General features: G+C 41.4%; 16 protein-coding genes. 10 read left to right on the forward strand and 6 right to left on the reverse strand.

Going from position 1 to position 16,375, the window contains the following annotated elements; genetic code table 11:
* Positions 1-48 precede the first annotated feature (48 nt).
* Entirely contained in the window at positions 49-714 is a 666-nt protein-coding gene (locus tag KF820_04720) for a Tim44/TimA family putative adaptor protein (GenBank protein ID MBX3457643.1), read from the reverse strand.
* 106 nt (positions 715-820) lie between these two features.
* On the opposite strand from KF820_04720, the gene secB reads away from it, so the two are divergent.
* From secB to KF820_04735, 3 genes are read left to right on the forward strand one after another with little or no spacing between them, the layout of a single operon-like run.
* Positions 821-1,285, forward strand: coding sequence for a protein-export chaperone SecB (secB, locus tag KF820_04725; GenBank protein ID MBX3457644.1), 465 nt, complete (start codon positions 821-823; stop codon positions 1,283-1,285).
* Between the two features lie 52 nt (positions 1,286-1,337).
* A complete protein-coding gene (locus KF820_04730) occupies positions 1,338-2,549 on the forward strand; it encodes a multidrug effflux MFS transporter (GenBank protein ID MBX3457645.1) in 1,212 nt (403 codons plus the stop codon).
* Positions 2,546-3,853 carry an amino acid permease gene (locus tag KF820_04735; GenBank protein MBX3457646.1) on the forward strand — a complete coding sequence of 436 codons (1,308 nt, stop codon included), beginning with the start codon at positions 2,546-2,548 and terminating at the stop codon, positions 3,851-3,853. The genes KF820_04730 and KF820_04735 overlap by 4 nt, the downstream gene beginning before the upstream one ends.
* 9 nt (positions 3,854-3,862) lie before the next feature.
* Here KF820_04735 and KF820_04740 read toward each other — a convergent pair whose 3' ends face one another.
* The 3 genes from KF820_04740 to KF820_04750 all read right to left on the reverse strand — a co-directional run bounded on the left by KF820_04740 (position 3,863) and on the right by KF820_04750 (position 6,839).
* On the reverse strand, positions 3,863-5,071 hold the full coding sequence (locus tag KF820_04740) for a multidrug effflux MFS transporter (GenBank protein ID MBX3457647.1): 1,209 nt from the start codon (positions 5,069-5,071) through the stop codon (positions 3,863-3,865).
* Positions 5,072-5,251: 180 nt separating this feature from the next.
* On the reverse strand, positions 5,252-6,319 hold the full coding sequence (locus tag KF820_04745) for a hypothetical protein (GenBank protein MBX3457648.1): 1,068 nt from the start codon (positions 6,317-6,319) through the stop codon (positions 5,252-5,254).
* A gap of 10 nt (positions 6,320-6,329) precedes the next feature.
* Positions 6,330-6,839, reverse strand: a complete 510-nt coding sequence (locus KF820_04750; protein MBX3457649.1) for a hypothetical protein — start codon at positions 6,837-6,839, stop codon at positions 6,330-6,332.
* A 200-nt stretch (positions 6,840-7,039) separates the two neighbouring features.
* On the opposite strand from KF820_04750, the gene KF820_04755 reads away from it, so the two are divergent.
* Genes KF820_04755 through rbfA form a run of 4 tightly spaced genes read left to right on the forward strand, consistent with a single transcriptional unit; the run spans position 7,040 to position 12,074 of the window.
* On the forward strand, positions 7,040-7,513 hold the full coding sequence (locus KF820_04755; protein MBX3457650.1) for a ribosome maturation factor RimP: 474 nt from the start codon (positions 7,040-7,042) through the stop codon (positions 7,511-7,513).
* Positions 7,514-7,539: 26 nt separating this feature from the next.
* A complete protein-coding gene (nusA, locus tag KF820_04760; protein ID MBX3457651.1) occupies positions 7,540-9,081 on the forward strand; it encodes a transcription termination/antitermination protein NusA in 1,542 nt (513 codons plus the stop codon).
* Between the two features lie 27 nt (positions 9,082-9,108).
* Entirely contained in the window at positions 9,109-11,658 is a 2,550-nt protein-coding gene (infB, locus tag KF820_04765; protein MBX3457652.1) for a translation initiation factor IF-2, read from the forward strand.
* Between the two features lie 11 nt (positions 11,659-11,669).
* Positions 11,670-12,074, forward strand: a complete 405-nt coding sequence (gene rbfA, locus KF820_04770) for a 30S ribosome-binding factor RbfA (GenBank protein ID MBX3457653.1) — start codon at positions 11,670-11,672, stop codon at positions 12,072-12,074.
* A gap of 158 nt (positions 12,075-12,232) precedes the next feature.
* On the opposite strand, the gene KF820_04775 is transcribed toward rbfA, so the two are convergent.
* Both KF820_04775 and maf read right to left on the reverse strand, forming a co-directional pair.
* Positions 12,233-12,931, reverse strand: a complete 699-nt coding sequence (locus tag KF820_04775; GenBank protein MBX3457654.1) for a shikimate dehydrogenase — start codon at positions 12,929-12,931, stop codon at positions 12,233-12,235.
* Positions 12,928-13,539: a septum formation protein Maf gene (gene maf / locus KF820_04780; GenBank protein MBX3457655.1), complete on the reverse strand. Its 612-nt coding sequence runs from the start codon at positions 13,537-13,539 to the stop codon at positions 12,928-12,930. The genes KF820_04775 and maf overlap by 4 nt, the downstream gene beginning before the upstream one ends.
* Before the next feature lie 365 nt (positions 13,540-13,904).
* Between maf and hemE the strand changes: the two genes are divergently transcribed.
* From hemE to hemJ, 3 genes are read left to right on the forward strand one after another with little or no spacing between them, the layout of a single operon-like run.
* The gene (hemE, locus tag KF820_04785) at positions 13,905-14,930 is read left to right on the forward strand and encodes a uroporphyrinogen decarboxylase (GenBank protein ID MBX3457656.1); all 1,026 of its coding nucleotides are present in this window, start codon (positions 13,905-13,907) and stop codon (positions 14,928-14,930) included.
* Positions 14,927-15,934 carry a ferrochelatase gene (gene hemH / locus KF820_04790; protein MBX3457657.1) on the forward strand — a complete coding sequence of 336 codons (1,008 nt, stop codon included), beginning with the start codon at positions 14,927-14,929 and terminating at the stop codon, positions 15,932-15,934. Before hemE ends, hemH begins: the two co-directional genes overlap by 4 nt.
* Entirely contained in the window at positions 15,928-16,374 is a 447-nt protein-coding gene (gene hemJ, locus KF820_04795; GenBank protein MBX3457658.1) for a protoporphyrinogen oxidase HemJ, read from the forward strand. Before hemH ends, hemJ begins: the two co-directional genes overlap by 7 nt.
* The last annotated feature ends 1 nt before the right edge of the window (position 16,375 follow it).

Below are 16,375 nucleotides of genomic sequence, written 5' to 3' on the forward strand. Positions count from 1 at the left end.
TAAGTTTATCTGATAATTAAGCATTAACATCTGAATATGCAATTAAAATTATGTCTGCGTTTTGACAAGATACCAATTTGGTTCGCTTGAACTAATCTTTCGATGGAAAGTCCAAATTTCAGTCACAGGGATACTAATTTTTGCCTGATTTTCAATGATATTGCCATTTTTATCTGATGTTACAAGAATCTGATGTGTTCTAAAACGAACAGCTATATAAACATCGTCACCATGCACCTCAATCGCGTCGACATCTACACGATCAAAAGACTCTATACTTATTTCATAGGTTTCATCACGTTTTTGTCGCTCAGCAATTTCACTGAAAAAGGCATCATATACTTTAGGGGATAAGAGTAATTTCAACGTATCTAAATCACCATCAGCAAAAGCTTTACTAACCATCTCATAAGCACCTTTTGCTCCTTTGATGAACTTACTGAAATCAAAGGCTTGATCTGCTTTTTTTAGAAGTTCAAGACTATCACGCACGCCTGATTTTAAATCCGTTTCTTCCACATGAATTAAAGGCTCAGCCGATTTACGTTGCGGCATTGGGATAATGTTATCCTCAAGAATTGCCTCTAGTTTTTTGCGTTTTTCTTCTCGACGTTCCTCATCAGCCTCAGATTCTTGTCCCAAGACAGACCATAGTCGATAAAATATATACGCTGACAGCATCGCAAAAAACAGTAATTCTAACATAGGTCCCACAGCAAAACTTCCTAAAAAATACACTTATTTCCATAATATAGTAGACGACCCTTATATGCAATTGCTAGACTCAGGACATAACTATATGTTTATGGAGTATTAACACATGGCAAAAACCAATTCCGCAACAGCCCCCGTTGCAACAACAACTGTTCGTGCGCAATACATTCGCGATTTGTCTTTTGAAAATCCTAATCCCTTGGCCATCTTCACAAGCGACAGCCAAGAACAACCTGAAATTTCTGTTGGCATTCAAGCAAAAGCCCAAAACCTAGGGGAACGCAATTTTGAGTTGGTTCTAGAATTTAATGTCGAAGCAAAACGCAGTAAAGATACGATGTTTATCGTTGAGCTGAGTTATGGCGCTGTTGTCAGTGTTGATGAATCCGTTGCTGAAGCTGCCGTTCAACACGCCGTTATGGTTGATGCAGCCCACTTGTTGTTCCCATTTGCCCGCAACATTATCGCTGATATGACCCGGGATGGTGGTTATCCTCCATTGATGTTAGCACCAATTGATTTTAATAGTTTGTATGAACAACAAAACCAAGAGCAAACATCTGTTAACTAAAATCTGAGAAAAACGGATTAGAGGGGCTGTTAAAGCCCCATTTTAAATTATAATGAAAAAAAATAAATTACTTTACTTACCAACACTTCTCGTCTTAGCAGCTATTGTATTCGAGATGTCATCAGATCTTTATTTGCCAAGCATGCCAGAAATGGCTCTTTATTTTAGTGTTCCTGATCATAAAATTGTCCTGACAATCAGTTTATACATGGTTGCATTTTCTGTTATGGGATTGGTCGGAGGATCTTTATCTGATCATTTTGGCAGACGCCCCGTTTATTTATGCGGTCTCGCCATTTTTGCCTTAGCAAGCCTAGGCAGCCTTCTAGCAACAACCATCGAAACATTAATCTTATTCCGACTATTCCAAGGGATGGGCGCTGGTATCAGCTATGTCATTTCAACGGCCATGATTAAAGATTCTTATTCCGATGAACAGTGTTCAAAATTATTTTCGATCATGGGGATGGCTATTGCCATTTCACCAACAGTAGCACCGATCTTAGGAAGTTATATTTCATCCTATTGGGGATGGCAAATGAACTTTACCTTGATTTCTATCACAGCCTTTTTCATTTGGGGCATCAGTCAACTGTTTATTATCGAAACACTTCAGCAAGAACAGCGACAAGACCTGAATCTAAGAAAATCCTTTAAAACTTATGGTTTTTTATTTACCAATCTTTCTGTGATTGGTAATTCTTTTATTTCTGGGATGACTTATGGATCGTTATGGGCATGGATAACACTCGCCCCTTTCTATTTTATTGACACATTAAAATTCAATACTCAAGATTATGCAGTTTATGCTGCTATAGGCCCTGCTTCGTATATGGTTGGAGCATTACTCAACCAAAAACTTGTTTCCCATCTTGGTGTCGACAAAATGCTGAGGATCGGACTAACGATAACTGTGATCGGTAGCATTATCCTAAACATAGTGAGTTATAGCTATGCCCAATCCATTATTTGTATCGTGATTGCTTTGATTGTATTTTGTGTTGGCCTCGCCCCAGTTTTTTCAAACTCAGCAACACGAAGCTTAAATGTTCCTGCATCTCAGTTAGGAGCTGCATCTGCTGTCTTAGCTTTGGTTGAGATGGTCTTAGCTGGCATTTATTCCTACCTTGTTGGATGGTTCAATAAAGGAACATTATACCCGGCAACCATAACCATGCTTTTAAGTAGTATCGGATGTGTTGCGTTATATTGGTTAATTAGGCAAAATAAAAAATATCAGAGCAACGAAGTAAAATCGTCATGACAAAACCTTTGCGCATATTTGGATTTTGGACCGCAACCTCTTTAGTTTTAGGGAACATGATCGGCTCTGGTATCTTTTATTTACCAGCCTCTCTTGCCCATGTTGGCCCAATTAGCATTCTAGGTTGGATGATCACTGCCGTGGGCGCTGTTAGCCTTGCTTATGTTTTTTCTAAACTATCTCTCCATAATCCCAGTGCAGGTGGCCCTTTTAGCTTTACACGCCAAGCATACGGCGATGAAATGGGGTTTTTTATGGCGTGGGGTTATTGGATTATGGCTTGGTCAAGTAACGCAGCCGTATCCCTTGCTTTTGTTAGTTATCTATCACACTTTGTCCCCGTATTAGCCGAATCCAAAATAGCAAGCTTTGGTGTCGCAACAGCGTTGATTTGGTTAACGACCTTTTTAAACTGTCGTAACCTTAAGTATGGTGGTTTTGTTCAAGTTTTGACTGTTATCATAAAAATATCCCCCCTTGTTGCAGTCGCCCTCGTCGGTTGGTATTTTATTGATATTAACAATTACGTTCCCTTCAACCCAAATCATGAAACCCCGTTAGAGGCAGTTAATGCCGCAGCAGCAATAACCATGTGGGCCTTTATTGGTTTAGAATCCGCAACAGTTCCTGCTGAAAGCGTTGAAAACCCGGGCAAAACTATTTCTCGTGCGACATTATTTGGCACCTTATTAGGGGCAATGATTTATATTATTATTACAGCCGTTGTCTTTGGTCTTATTCCGTCCGACAAACTGGCTCAGTCCAACGCTCCTTTTGTCGATGCCGCAACATTAATATTTGGCTCTTGGGTTGCACCCATTGTTGGTTTCTGCGTTCTTATTTCCATTTTTGGGGGGTTAAACGGTTGGATTATTATGCAAGGACAAATCCCCTATGCCTTAGCTAAAGAAGGTTTATTTCCTAAAGCGTTTAAGAAATTAAGCGACAATGGCACACCTGTTTTTGGTCTTGTCTTTACAAGTATCTTGATGACAATTTTAATGTCGATGAATTATAGTAAATCGCTTGTAACACAATTTAACAATATGATTCTTATTGGGACAATTATGACCTTGGGCACATACTTATCCTCGGCTCTAGCATCCATTAAATTACTGCGTCATTCATTTACTGTTAAATTGAAACCACAAGTTATTCTAGCTGTTTTATTAGGTAGTGCTTATTGTATATGGGCTATTTTTGGCTCTGGTTTGGAAAATCTAATGGTTTGCTTTGTGGCCTATGCCTGCGGTATTCCCGTTTACATTTTTAGTAAATGGCAAAACCGCAGGATAGGTCGATAATCATTGGGGTTAAGCAGGTTGAATGACCATGCTTGGCTTAATCAAAACACGGTATCCAATAATGCCAAGCAACGTAATACTCAGAAAGAAAAATGGCATCGGAAAGATTGTGTCATTATGAAGTTCAGCCATAACAAAAGTTACCAACGAGATAAAACTATAGTAACTGAAACCAAATAAAGCAGAAGCTGTGCCCAGAACATGTTGATAATCTTCCAAAGCAGAACTCAATGAGCTGATCGTAATCCAACTAACACCAAACATCATTATTGTCATGGCCAAAATAATCGCGCCGATAAGCCAACCATTCGATGCCTGAATCATCGGCAGAGTCACAACAGCCCCTGCTAATAAAAAACTACCCGCCAATAAAATAGCAAGCCCGCGCTCTAAAATGTCTCGAGCTGTATGGAGCGCAAATAACCGACGCCCTGTGAGGCCTCCCAAAATACCAGCTAAAGCTAAAAGCATAAAGGTATAACCGAATTGAACTGGTGTTAATCCCAACATATCAATCATAATAAATGAACCCTCTGCATAATAACTGAAACTAATACCGTTAATCACCCCAATAATCATGATAAATCCCAAGACTCTTTTATCTGAAAATAAGTGACGCGCCACAGTTAACAGGTTGAAATCCTTTTTACCAATCGATTGATTCGTCTCGGGCAATTTGGATTGGACAATCAAAACTACCGCCCCCCCTAAAAAGGTTAAGACCACAAAGACAGCAGACCAGTCAAAATTTTGTGTTATGATGCCACCAAGCGTTGGCCCCAAAGCTGGTGACAAAGAAAGGGCACTACCAACACTGGCAAAAACACGTCCTCGATCGGCTCCTTGGAAGGCTTCGCGGCAAATAGCTTGCCCTAAAACACTTCCTGCACTCCCTCCTAATCCTTGAATAAAGCGAAAAAGAATAAGGTGATGAATAGAAGAAGATAATCCGCAACCAATACAACCAATCATATAAATAAAGAACGCCATAAGAATACACGGTTTTCGCCCAATCCGATCGGACAAAAAACCCCAGAATAATGTACCAAAAGCAAATCCAATTAAATAAATCGTCAGCGTAAATTCAACTAAATTTTCGTCGACACCAAAAGCCTGGGAAATGCGAGGCATAGCAGGGCTGTAAATCGTTTCTGATAAAAGGGGCAACCCCACAATGAAAATAATCAGCCATAAAGCTGGTTTTGTAGAAAGAGACATCATTAAAATCCTTTTGATTAGGTAAAATAAAATCGTTCTGACAAGAAAAACCTGTCAGTTGGCGCATCTTCCGACCGAAGATGCCGAGATTACCTAATCAGTGGGCAGAATTTTAACCATGTTATCCTCAAAATAGTGGCTCCCTTAAGATAGGATGTCTACTAGAATGCGTCAAGTCTATTATAATTGAATACGAGCAAGAAACTCCTGCACGATTTCGTTTGAAAACTTTCTTCCTTCATCGCTAAACGCTAGAACATCTATGGCATTCTCTAATTTTAGGAGTTGACTATGATACAGCAAGACAAAGACAGGCAACCACCGCTTAAGAAACGCCGTTGCTTGGTCAAGACAACCCCTAGCAGCAAGATATAACTGTTCATCTCCCGCCAATGCCTTAATATGATACGCCATTATATTGACTTCACTTTGCGTTAAAATGTACGTCAGTATTTTATCTAAAAACTTGATATTTTCTTTAATTTGGTTGTCATCGATTTGATGAACAGAGGTCAGTAATTCCCTGAATCTCGTTGCATAATCCTCTAAACTTGAAAATGCTGTTTCTTCATCAAGAAAAAAAACAAAAGACGCATTCGCCGGTTTAACAATTTCACTAAATAACTGAACTTTCTCAGCACCCGTTAAAACATCACTCACAGGATTTGAGAATCTCTGTTTATGGGGCATTAAACCTGATAAATCTCGCAGAATTGTAGCAACGTTAATGTCAGAAAAATATATATCAGAGTGATCAATGTCTCTAATCAATCTTTGTGCATTAGAGCCGGAAGAGATTAACTTTAAAAGAAATATTTCCTGACGATATAAAACGGCAATTTTATGAAACCACTGAGAACAATAATAATATACAGCCTCAATTTGTTGCTGAGCAGCAAGCATAAACATTGGTTTACCTTGAGCTTTAGATAGAAATTGTTGCGCATGCGTAACCACATCTTGAATTAAAAACTCCCATATGTGATTAAACGATTTAATCCGCTGATATAAAATAGAAAAATCCTCAGGTGACGGGGGGTTTTCTGAATGAAACGTACCCGTATCATGAAGCACCGTTTTAAAAAAGGCAGAAAAATCCTCAGAATTAGAAAAAACCCCATCCGAATCAGTTCTGAATAAAATCTGATGTTTAGCAACAGATTCGGTTGCTTTTAAAAATATCTCATCATTTGAATCAGAATCTACTGAAAAACCCAGAGAACATAAAAGATAGAATAATTTCATCATTGTCCACATCTTACTGCGGACGCTTTGTCATAAAAAAACTCATAACCGAATTACCAACACTCCAAAATACATCTGTCAGTATCGTTTGATTACTTGTGACAGGTATCATACAATCTTCAGCGATCGCCGTGGACCCAGTTCCCCTAAAAAATAACGTCTTGCAAACACCACCCAAACTATCAATACATCCCAAAACACATTGAGTTACAGGATCAAGATAACTGAAGTAAACAAAACTTTGGCCCGATTCCAGCGTTATAATCTCATGAGGGTAGTAAATTACGTCACCTTGGGCATTTCTCAATTCAGTGGTTGAGGATGGCAAAAGCGAGTAAGCCAATAACGGAATAGCAGTGGCAGCCGCAACCCCTCCTGCGATAGCGAGTGTCTTGTGAAGGGTGGTTTCTTGAGCCCTAGAAAATTCCTCTTCAGTATCATAAAGATCATCGCCATGAACATTTTTCGTTAATGAAAATATTATAAATAAAGAAAAAATCAGTTTTTGTATAATATTAACCATTATTTCTCTCCAAGTTTAAAATAAAGTTATAATAATAACTATATCCCAATCAATTAATAGTTATCAACTTAGATATTTTTCAAAAATACCTTGATATTTTAGCGATTTCGACATAAATTCAATGTGTGCTTTGGCAACACTGCACAAAGATATTTTATTACCTGCGTCATGGAAAAAGACGCACTTAAAGGGTACAAAGCGTGGATATTTTAAAAAAAGTAGAAGAATTACTGGAACCGTCATTAACCCATATGGGGTACGATATTGTTCGCATCCAAATGTCTGGTCTAAAACGAAAAACTCTTCAAATCATGATTGACCGCCTAGACGGACAAGGGATTACATTAGAAGATTGTGAACAAGTCAGCCGTTACTCTTCTGTTTTATTAGATCAGCATGATCCGATCACTGGGGCATACTCTCTCGAAGTTTCTTCGCCAGGAATGGATCGTCCGTTGGTTAAGCCAAAACATTATCAGCAATTTGTTGGTCATGAAATCACGCTGAAAACACATCTTGCCATTGGTAACCGCAAGACATTTTATGGTATCCTTGAGTCAGCGACTGAAACTGAGATTACTCTAAAAGCACGTCTCAGTGACAAAGAGACTGAAAGTTTAACATTACCGTTTTCAGATATTAAATCTGCAAAACTACATATTACATTTGATTAACATCTGGATTAAAAGGACTTACGACTGTGACAACACGACGAATTACACCAGTTGACCACTCCATCAACCAGCCACGTCATGAATTGTTGGCGGTAGCAGAAGCTGTTGCCCGCGAAAAAGGGATTGAACGGGATGAAGTCCTGTATGCGATGGAACAAGCAATTCAAAAAGCAGCTCGGGCTAAGTATGGATTTGAAAAAGACGTTCGTGCCAAGGTTGACAATCATACCGGTGATGTTAGCATTTGGAAAGTTTTAACCGTTGTTGAAGAAGTCGAAAACCCCCTCACACAAATCGCTCTGGTTGATGCCAAGCATCATAATACAGAATGCCAAATTGGGGACGAAATTACAGAACCGCTGCCCCCGATTGAATTTGGCCGAGTTGCTGCTCAAAGTGCTCGTCAAGTCATTATTCAGAAAGTTCGCGATGCTGAACGGTCACATCAATATGCTGAATTCAAAGATCGTGCCGGCGAAATCATTAGCGGGATCGTCAAACGTGTTGAATTTGGAAATGTGGTTGTTGATCTAGGACGAGCAGAGGGAATTCTTCGTCGTGAAGATTTAATCCAACGCGAAGTATTCCGTGGCGGCGATAGAATTCGCGCTCTTGTTGCTGAAATTCGCCCCGATGCACGGGGCCCAATGGTTTCGCTCTCAAGAACCAATCCCCAATTTATGGCTAAATTATTTGAATCAGAAGTTCCGGAAATCTATGATGGTGTTATCGAGGTAAAATCTGTTTCGCGTGATCCAGGGAGCCGAGCTAAAATGGCTGTTTACACTTCTGATGCCTCGATCGATCCTGTTGGATCCTGTGTCGGACTTCGCGGTGTTCGCGTTCAAGCCGTCGTCACAGAACTTCAAGGAGAAAAAGTTGACATTGTTCTGTGGTCAGCCAATCCAGCGACCTTTGTTGTTAACGCCTTGGCTCCTGCCGAAGTTATCAAAGTGGTTTTGGATGAAGAAGCACACCGCGTTGATGTGGTTGTGGCCGAAGATCAACTTAGCCTTGCTATTGGTCGTCGTGGTCAAAATGTCCGTCTGGCAAGCCAATTGACAGGCTGGAACATTGATATTATGACCGAAGAACAAGAAGCAAAACTTCGAACAGAAGAGTATAACACCCGCACCGAATTGTTTATGAAAGCGCTCGATGTGGATGAAATGATCGCCCAACTTTTGGCTGCCGATGGATTTAGTACTGTTGAAGAATTATCTTTCTCACCGATTGAAGAATTCCTCGGCATCGAAGGGTTTGATGAAACAATTGCCCAAGAAATTCAATCACGAGCACTCGCTTATGTTGAACAACGCGCTAAAGACTCTCTTGAAAAAGCACGTAAACTTGGCGTCAGTGAAGATATCCTTGAGATTGACGGGATGACAGCTGAAATGTTATTAAAGTTAGCAGAGCATGATATCAAAACTTTAGATGATTTTGCAGACCTTGCAGGAGATGAACTTCTAGAAGTAATCAAAGATGACCAACTTTCTTTGGATCAAGCAAATACCATGATTATGGCAGCTCGTGCTCACTGGTTTAAAGAAGAGCCTAAGGCTTAAGAAATGAAGTAACGATTGGAAAGAATAATGACGGATCAAAAGCAAGGCGAAAAAAAAACATTAACTCTGAACCTTAACACGGGTGCCAAAAAATCGGGTGATTCAGATCAGGTCCGTCAGAGTTTTTCCCACGGGCGGACAAAATCTGTTGCCGTGGAAGTCAAAAAGAAAAGAACAACATCGGCAAGCGATACAAGACAAGCTCAAAATACGCTCAAAGCTGTCGCTTCAGGAAAATTGACAGAAGGTGAGTTTGAAGCTCGTATGAAAGCCTTACAAGAGGCTATAAAAAACCAGTCTCAAGAAGCTGAAGAACGAGCGAAGCGTGAAGAAATCGAGGCAAAACGTCGCGAAGAAAATCAGAAACTGCTCGACGATAAGGAAGAACTCCGTCGCTTAGAAGAAGAGCACCGCCAAAAAGAAACAGCTGAACGAGAAGCTCGTAAAGAAGCAACCAAACAACCAGCGAGTGAAACAAAGAATAATGAGGTGGATGCTGGTATCCCGTCACATGTTCTGGATGAACCGCAACCGGATCACAAGGTAACATCACCAAAACACACCCCTAAAGTCAGGGACGCGGATGACGAAGATGATGAATCATCCACCACGGCCCGTCGGTCAAATCGCGGTGGTGACGTTAAAAGAGTTGTCATGCCTGTTAAAAAAGAAATGAGTGACGGTCCGCGTAAGCTAAATCGCAATGTTTTAAGTCGTGCTTTAGATGGTGAAGAACTCAGTCGCGGTCGATCCATGGCATCCCTACGCCGAGCACGGCAGAAGCAAAAAGGACAAAACACCCATTCTGATCAAGCAAAAGTAGTTCGTGAAGTCATCATCCCTGAATTTATCACCGTGGGTGAACTCGCAAACCGTATGGCTGTTCGTGGCGGAGATGTGATTAAATCTCTCATGAAGTTGGGGATGATGGTAACGATCAACCAACCAATTGATGCCGATACAGCTGAACTTATTTGTGGGGAATTTGGTCATACTCCAAAACGTGTTTCTGATAGCGATGTTGAAATTGGAATCCGCGGTGTTGAAGACAGTACAGAAAATCTGGTTCATCGCGCCCCTGTTGTGACTATCATGGGACACGTTGATCATGGTAAAACCTCATTGTTGGATGCGTTACGTAAAACAGACGTTGTTGCAGGCGAAGCTGGTGGGATTACACAGCACATTGGGGCTTATCAGGTAACATTACCATCGTCAAAGAAAATTACCTTCATCGATACCCCTGGTCACGCAGCCTTTACAGAAATGCGTTCTCGCGGTGCAAATGTAACCGACATTGTTGTCCTTGTGGTGGCTGCTGATGACGGGATCATGGAACAAACAGTCGAAGCAATTAACCATGCTAAGGCAGCCAATGTTCCAATTATCGTTGCTATTAACAAGATTGATAAACCGGAAGCCAATGCGGATCGTGTTCGTGGTGAATTATTGAACCACGGTTTGGTTTGTGAAGAATATGGTGGTGACATCATGTCAGTTGAAGTTTCCGCAAAGCAAGGACTTAACCTCGACAAACTCGAAGAAGTCATTCTCTTACAAGCAGAAGTTCTAGAACTAAAAGCAAACCCGAATCGTGAAGCTGTTGGTGTCGTTGTCGAAGCCAAGGTTGATCGCGGTCGTGGTACACTGGCAACGGTTCTGGTACAAAAAGGAACCCTGAAGGTTGGTGATATCTTTGTTGCCGGTACTGAATGGGGCCGTGTTCGTGCCCTCTTAAATGATCTCGGTCGAAAATTAGATGCTGCCGGTCCGTCACTTCCTGTTGAAATCCAAGGATTCAACGGTGTTCCAACAGCCGGCGATGAATTTATCGTTGTCGAAGACGAAGCAAAAGCACGCGAAGTTGCAGAATATCGTCAACACAAAGAAAAAGAAGCCAAAGCTGCTGCATCAGCCAAAACAGGCATGGAACTAATGATGTCACAAATCGCAGCCGGTAATATCAAGGAATTGCCGATTGTTGTCAAAACTGACGTTCATGGGTCTCTCGAAGCAATTATTCAAAGCTTGAGCAAACTTGCAAATGAAGAAGTTGCTGTCCGCGTTCTTCACGGCGGTGTCGGTGGAATCAATGAATCTGATATCACCTTGGCTCGTGCATCCAATGCTTTGGTTGTTGGCTTTAACGTTCGTGCAAATCCTCAAGCTCGGGATCTAGCGCGACGCGATGGTGTCGATATTCGTTACTATTCAATCATTTATGATTTGATTGACGATGCAAAAGCTGTCCTATCTGGTCTTTTGACACCAACACTCCGTGAAAAATATTTGGGTAACGCTGAAATCCGTGATGTCTTTAATATTACTAAAGTGGGTAAAGTTGCCGGATGTTATGTTACAGATGGTATGGTTAAACGTGGTGGTAAAGTTCGTCTCCTTCGTGACAACGTTGTTATCCATGAAGGAACCCTCAAAACCCTTAAGCGCTTTAAAGAAGAAGTCCGCGAAGTCAAAGAATCCTATGAATGTGGTATGGCCTTTGAAAACTATAACGATATCCGTCCTGGTGATATTATCGAATGTTTCGAAATTGAAACCATTGCCCGTCAACTCTAAGGATTAGATAAATGAGATCAAAGCCGTCAGCGAAGGCGCCTTCCCAACGACAACAACGTGTAGCCGAAGAAATTCGGCACATTCTTTCTGGCATTCTGCTGCGTGGAGATTTTTCACGCCGCGGACTATCCGTTGGATCTGTGACATTAACGCACGTCCACACATCGCCGGATCTCAAGCATGCTAAAATCTTTGTGATGCCTTTAGGCGGCGGAGATGCAACTGAAATTCTAGTTCATCTGAACCAAATGGCTGGTGAAATTCGTTATGCCCTTGCAAAAAACCTAACCATGAAATATATTCCGGCCTTACGTTTTTATGCGGATGATACTTTTGACCAAGCAACCCACATTGATCAATTAATTGATCGCGCTATTCAACGGGATAATAAGACAAATCAAGACATTGATCTTTAAGTGATAACACAGGCTTGAGAGACAGCTCTTCTCATACAACAGGATAGCACACCGCCTCTGGCTTCTCCTCCGAACCTTCCTCCTTGGATTATGGCTTTTAGGGAACAAATAACAGTATCACAACATATTGATTTGAGATTTATTCTAGTGCCTTAATCTTAACTGCGGGCAAACTCAAGATCCGGCAAAACCCCCCACCATCTGTGAAAACTGTGTCGTGCCTGTCGATACAGCATTTCTAACCCACCTAACGTTTTGTATCCGCGATCATACGCCAAGCAAAGAAGGGGTGTTTTTTCTGGTTCATAAACCATGTCCATAATCAATAGATTCTTATTCGGTAAGACATCAACAGGACAGCCCTTACCTTGCAATCCAATCGGCGTTGCATTAATAAGCATATCAGCTGTGTCCATTAATCTGTGTCGATCATACCATTGCTCTCGCGGGATACAAACGACCTCTTGCCCCCGTGATTCACCGACAACCTTAACAGCTTTTGCAGCCCCGCCATGACCTAAAACAATGATTCTTTTGATCGTCTCGGGAATCATCTCAAGCAAAGCTATGGCATCTGTATTATCGCCTATCCATAGGCCCTGCTCCCTATAGATTGTATTAACCGCGCCGATCTGTTCTGCAAGAGGCGTCATACCATCAATAAACGGTTTTATTTTTGTCTTAAATGGGGTTGTAACATTACAACCGTCAAACCGTGCGAAAGACTCCGCTAAAGAATCCTCCAGGCAATCATAAATTTCATATGACCCCTTTAGATGATAACGTTTCATCCACCCTTGATGGATCTCAGGGGATCGTGAATAGGAAATACGATGACCAAGAAGTCCTAATCTCATGTTAAAATCATTCCCAGCCTGCGAAGTTCTTGGAGCAATGGAAATAAAGGCAGCCCCATAATGGTAAATATATCCCCATCAATTGACTCAAATAATTGAGCGCCGCGCCCCTCAATCTGATAACACCCGACACATCGAAGGATGTCATCACCAAGTTTTTGGACATAATCCTGAATAAATTCTTCAGACAACGATCTTACTTTCAAAGCCGGAATATTCACATGTGACCAAACCTCTTGCCCATCTTGAAATAAGACACACGCTGTATAAAGATAGTGCGATTTTCCACTGATAAAACCAAGCTGATCCGCCGCCTCAGTCAGGTCTTTGGCCTTATCAAAAGCTTGCCCCTCACACCCCATAATCTGATCCGCCCCAATAACAAGAGCATCCGGATGCTGATCACTTACCACTTTTGCCTTGGCACGAGCTAATTCTAGAGCAATTCTATCCATAGACCACGACATCTCTTGGCCTTGCTTTTTAAGGATATCCTCATCCACCCCTGACGGAACTCCTTTAAACTCAAGTCCGATCTGGCTCAGAATCTGTGCTCGGGAGTGGCTTTGTGATGCTAAAATTAATGGGCTGTGGATAAGTTTGTTCATAATGTGCTCATTTTCTCAATTAAGCTTGTGAGTAAAGGTATGCTTTACCCACAGATAAAATAACCTGTGTATAACTATGGCAGTTTTCAAGATATTACGAAACCCTTTTTCCACGGACACAACAAGTTATCCACAGCTGGGGATAACTCTAAAAAGATATCCCCAACACTCACAAAGTTATCCACACGTTTTATGAACCATAATGTCGCGGATATCTTTGCTTTTTATTATATTTGAGCTAGGGTAGGAACTACCAGATATGTGGATAAGTTTTTTCTGGGGAAAACCTGTTGGTTCAATTGTATCCACAGGATTCACAGGGATCCACAACTACAACTATTTTATTATATATATATATTATTGATATGCAGAATAGACTTTTAAAAACCCTGAGCGGAAATCCCGTTGACCGACCCGCCCTTTGGATGATGCGTCAAGCCGGACGGTATTTACCGGAATATTTGATGGTTCGTCAAAAAGCAGGATCCTTTTGGAATCTTTGCTTTACCCCTGATCTTGCTACAGAAGTAACGCTTCAACCCATTCGACGGTTCGATTATGATGCAGCTATTATTTTTAGTGATATCCTTGTTATCCCCCAAGCATTAGGGCAAAAGGTAGAATTTCAAACAAATCACGGACCGATTCTAGATCCGTTAATGTGGGATTCTATTTGCCAATTTCAAGACTGGCATCATTTTGATCAAGGATTAGCCCCTGTTTATCAAGCCCTTCGCCAAACACGTCATCACTTAGATTCCGGAAAAGACTTGTTAGGATTTGCAGGAACCCCATGGACAATTGCAACGTATATGTTGGATCAAGGAAAAGGTCATGATCACTCCAAAAGTAGATTAGCTCTTCAGAATCCATCAGACCTAAAACCATTGATTAACATCCTAACAACTGCAATTGCTCGGCATCTGATTAATCAAATAAAAGCAGGTGCTGATGCTGTACAGCTTTTTGACTCCTGGGCAAGCATTGTTCCAGAATCCCATCGCGATAGTGTGTTGTTTGATCCTCTTGCTAAAATCGTTAATCAGATTAACACTGAAATAGGTCGTCCCGTGCCGATCATTTATTTTGGACGTGGCATCAGTGATAGTTATGAAGCATTCTGTCAACGTCAGTTGCCGATTGCTCTTGGGATTGATCAGGACGCAAACTTAAGTAAACTTCACAAGGATTTGCCTAAACATGTTGTTTTTCAAGGCAATTTAAGTCCTCAGACTCTCATTAAAGGGGGCATTGCCCTTGACCAAGAAATCTCGGGAATCTTAGAAATTTGTCGTGATCGACCCATGATTTTTAACTTGGGACATGGGATTCTTCCACAAACGCCGATTGCTCATGTCGAACGTGTTTGTGAGCTTGTGAGGGCTGCATGACGCGCTTAGCTGTTGTCCTAATGAATTTAGGTGGTCCAGATTCACTGGAGGCTGTTCAACCTTTTTTGCAGAACTTGTTTTCTGATCCTGCGATTATCGGTTTGCCCAACCCCTTTAGAGCATTGCTTGCTAAGTTTATCTCAAGTCGTCGTGCTGAAAAAGCCACGGGGATTTATGAAAAACTAGGAGGAAAATCACCTCTACTGGAAAATACTGAGGTTCAGGCCCGAGCGTTAGAGATCGTCCTTAAGGATAGACTTCCTGATCTTAATATCAAAGTTTTTATTGCTATGCGGTATTGGCATCCCCTAACACCTGATTGCATTCAGGCTGTTCAAGCTTGGAAGGCTGATCAGGTTGTTTTGCTACCATTGTACCCTCAGTTTTCAACGACAACGACGGCTTCGAGTATAAAAGCTTGGCAAGATGGCTTGGGGAATAAAGCTTTTTTGCAGGGCTGTTATTTCGCTCAATCGGGATTTATTAAGGCGTACCAGAAACTAATTCAGGTTGAGTTAGAAAAAATACCTCACGGTGTGCCTGTTCGCTTGTTATTTTCTGCGCATGGTATTCCGCAAAAATTGGTTGATCGAGGCGATCCGTATCAATGGCAGGTAGAACAAACGGTTGCTGCGGTTGTGGCAAAACAACCCTATGATCATGTAATTTGCTATCAAAGTCGAGTTGGCCCCCTTAAATGGTTGGAGCCTAATATTGAGGATGAAATTGTCCGAGCCCACAACGAGGGGCTGGGCGTGGTTGTTATACCGATTTCCTTTGTCTCTGAGCACTCAGAAACCCTTGTTGAGTTGGATATGGACTATCGGGATCGAGCACAGGAGCTCGGGTTACCCTATTACGGCAGGGTTTCAACGGTTGCGGATCATCCTGATTTTATTGCAGGGCTTGCAGATTTAGTCCAAGCGCGTCTTGCCACTCAGTCGAGTTGTAATCAATCTTTGTGTCCTGCGAAGTTTACGAAATGCGGGTGCCGATCATGTTAGATGCCTTAATCCCTTATTATCTGTGGCTAAAATCATTTCATGTTGTTTCTGTGATTGCTTGGATGGCGGGGTTATTTTATTTGCCAAGGTTGTTTGTTTACCACTCGCAACCCCAGACAACACCTGAAACTCGAACAACATTTTTGATTATGCAGGATAAGCTGTATCGGTTCATTATGCAGCCATCTATGATTTTTTCCTTGACAACTGGCGTAATACTTGCCAGTATCTTAGATACGTGGTCTACACCATGGCTTCACATTAAACTACTTTCTATCCTTCTATTGTTGGTTTTTCATTTCTCCTTAAGAAAATGGCATTTTGAATTCGAACGCGGTGAGACTAAGCGAACCGAACGTTTTTATCGAATGGTCAACGAAGTTCCAACACTGTTATTAATTGTGATTGTCATCAGTGTGATCGTTAAACCGTTTAGTTAAT

It is taken from the genome of Candidatus Paracaedibacteraceae bacterium (assembly GCA_019636055.1).
In the GTDB taxonomy this organism is placed as follows: Bacteria; Pseudomonadota; Alphaproteobacteria; order Paracaedibacterales; family Paracaedibacteraceae; genus Paracaedibacter.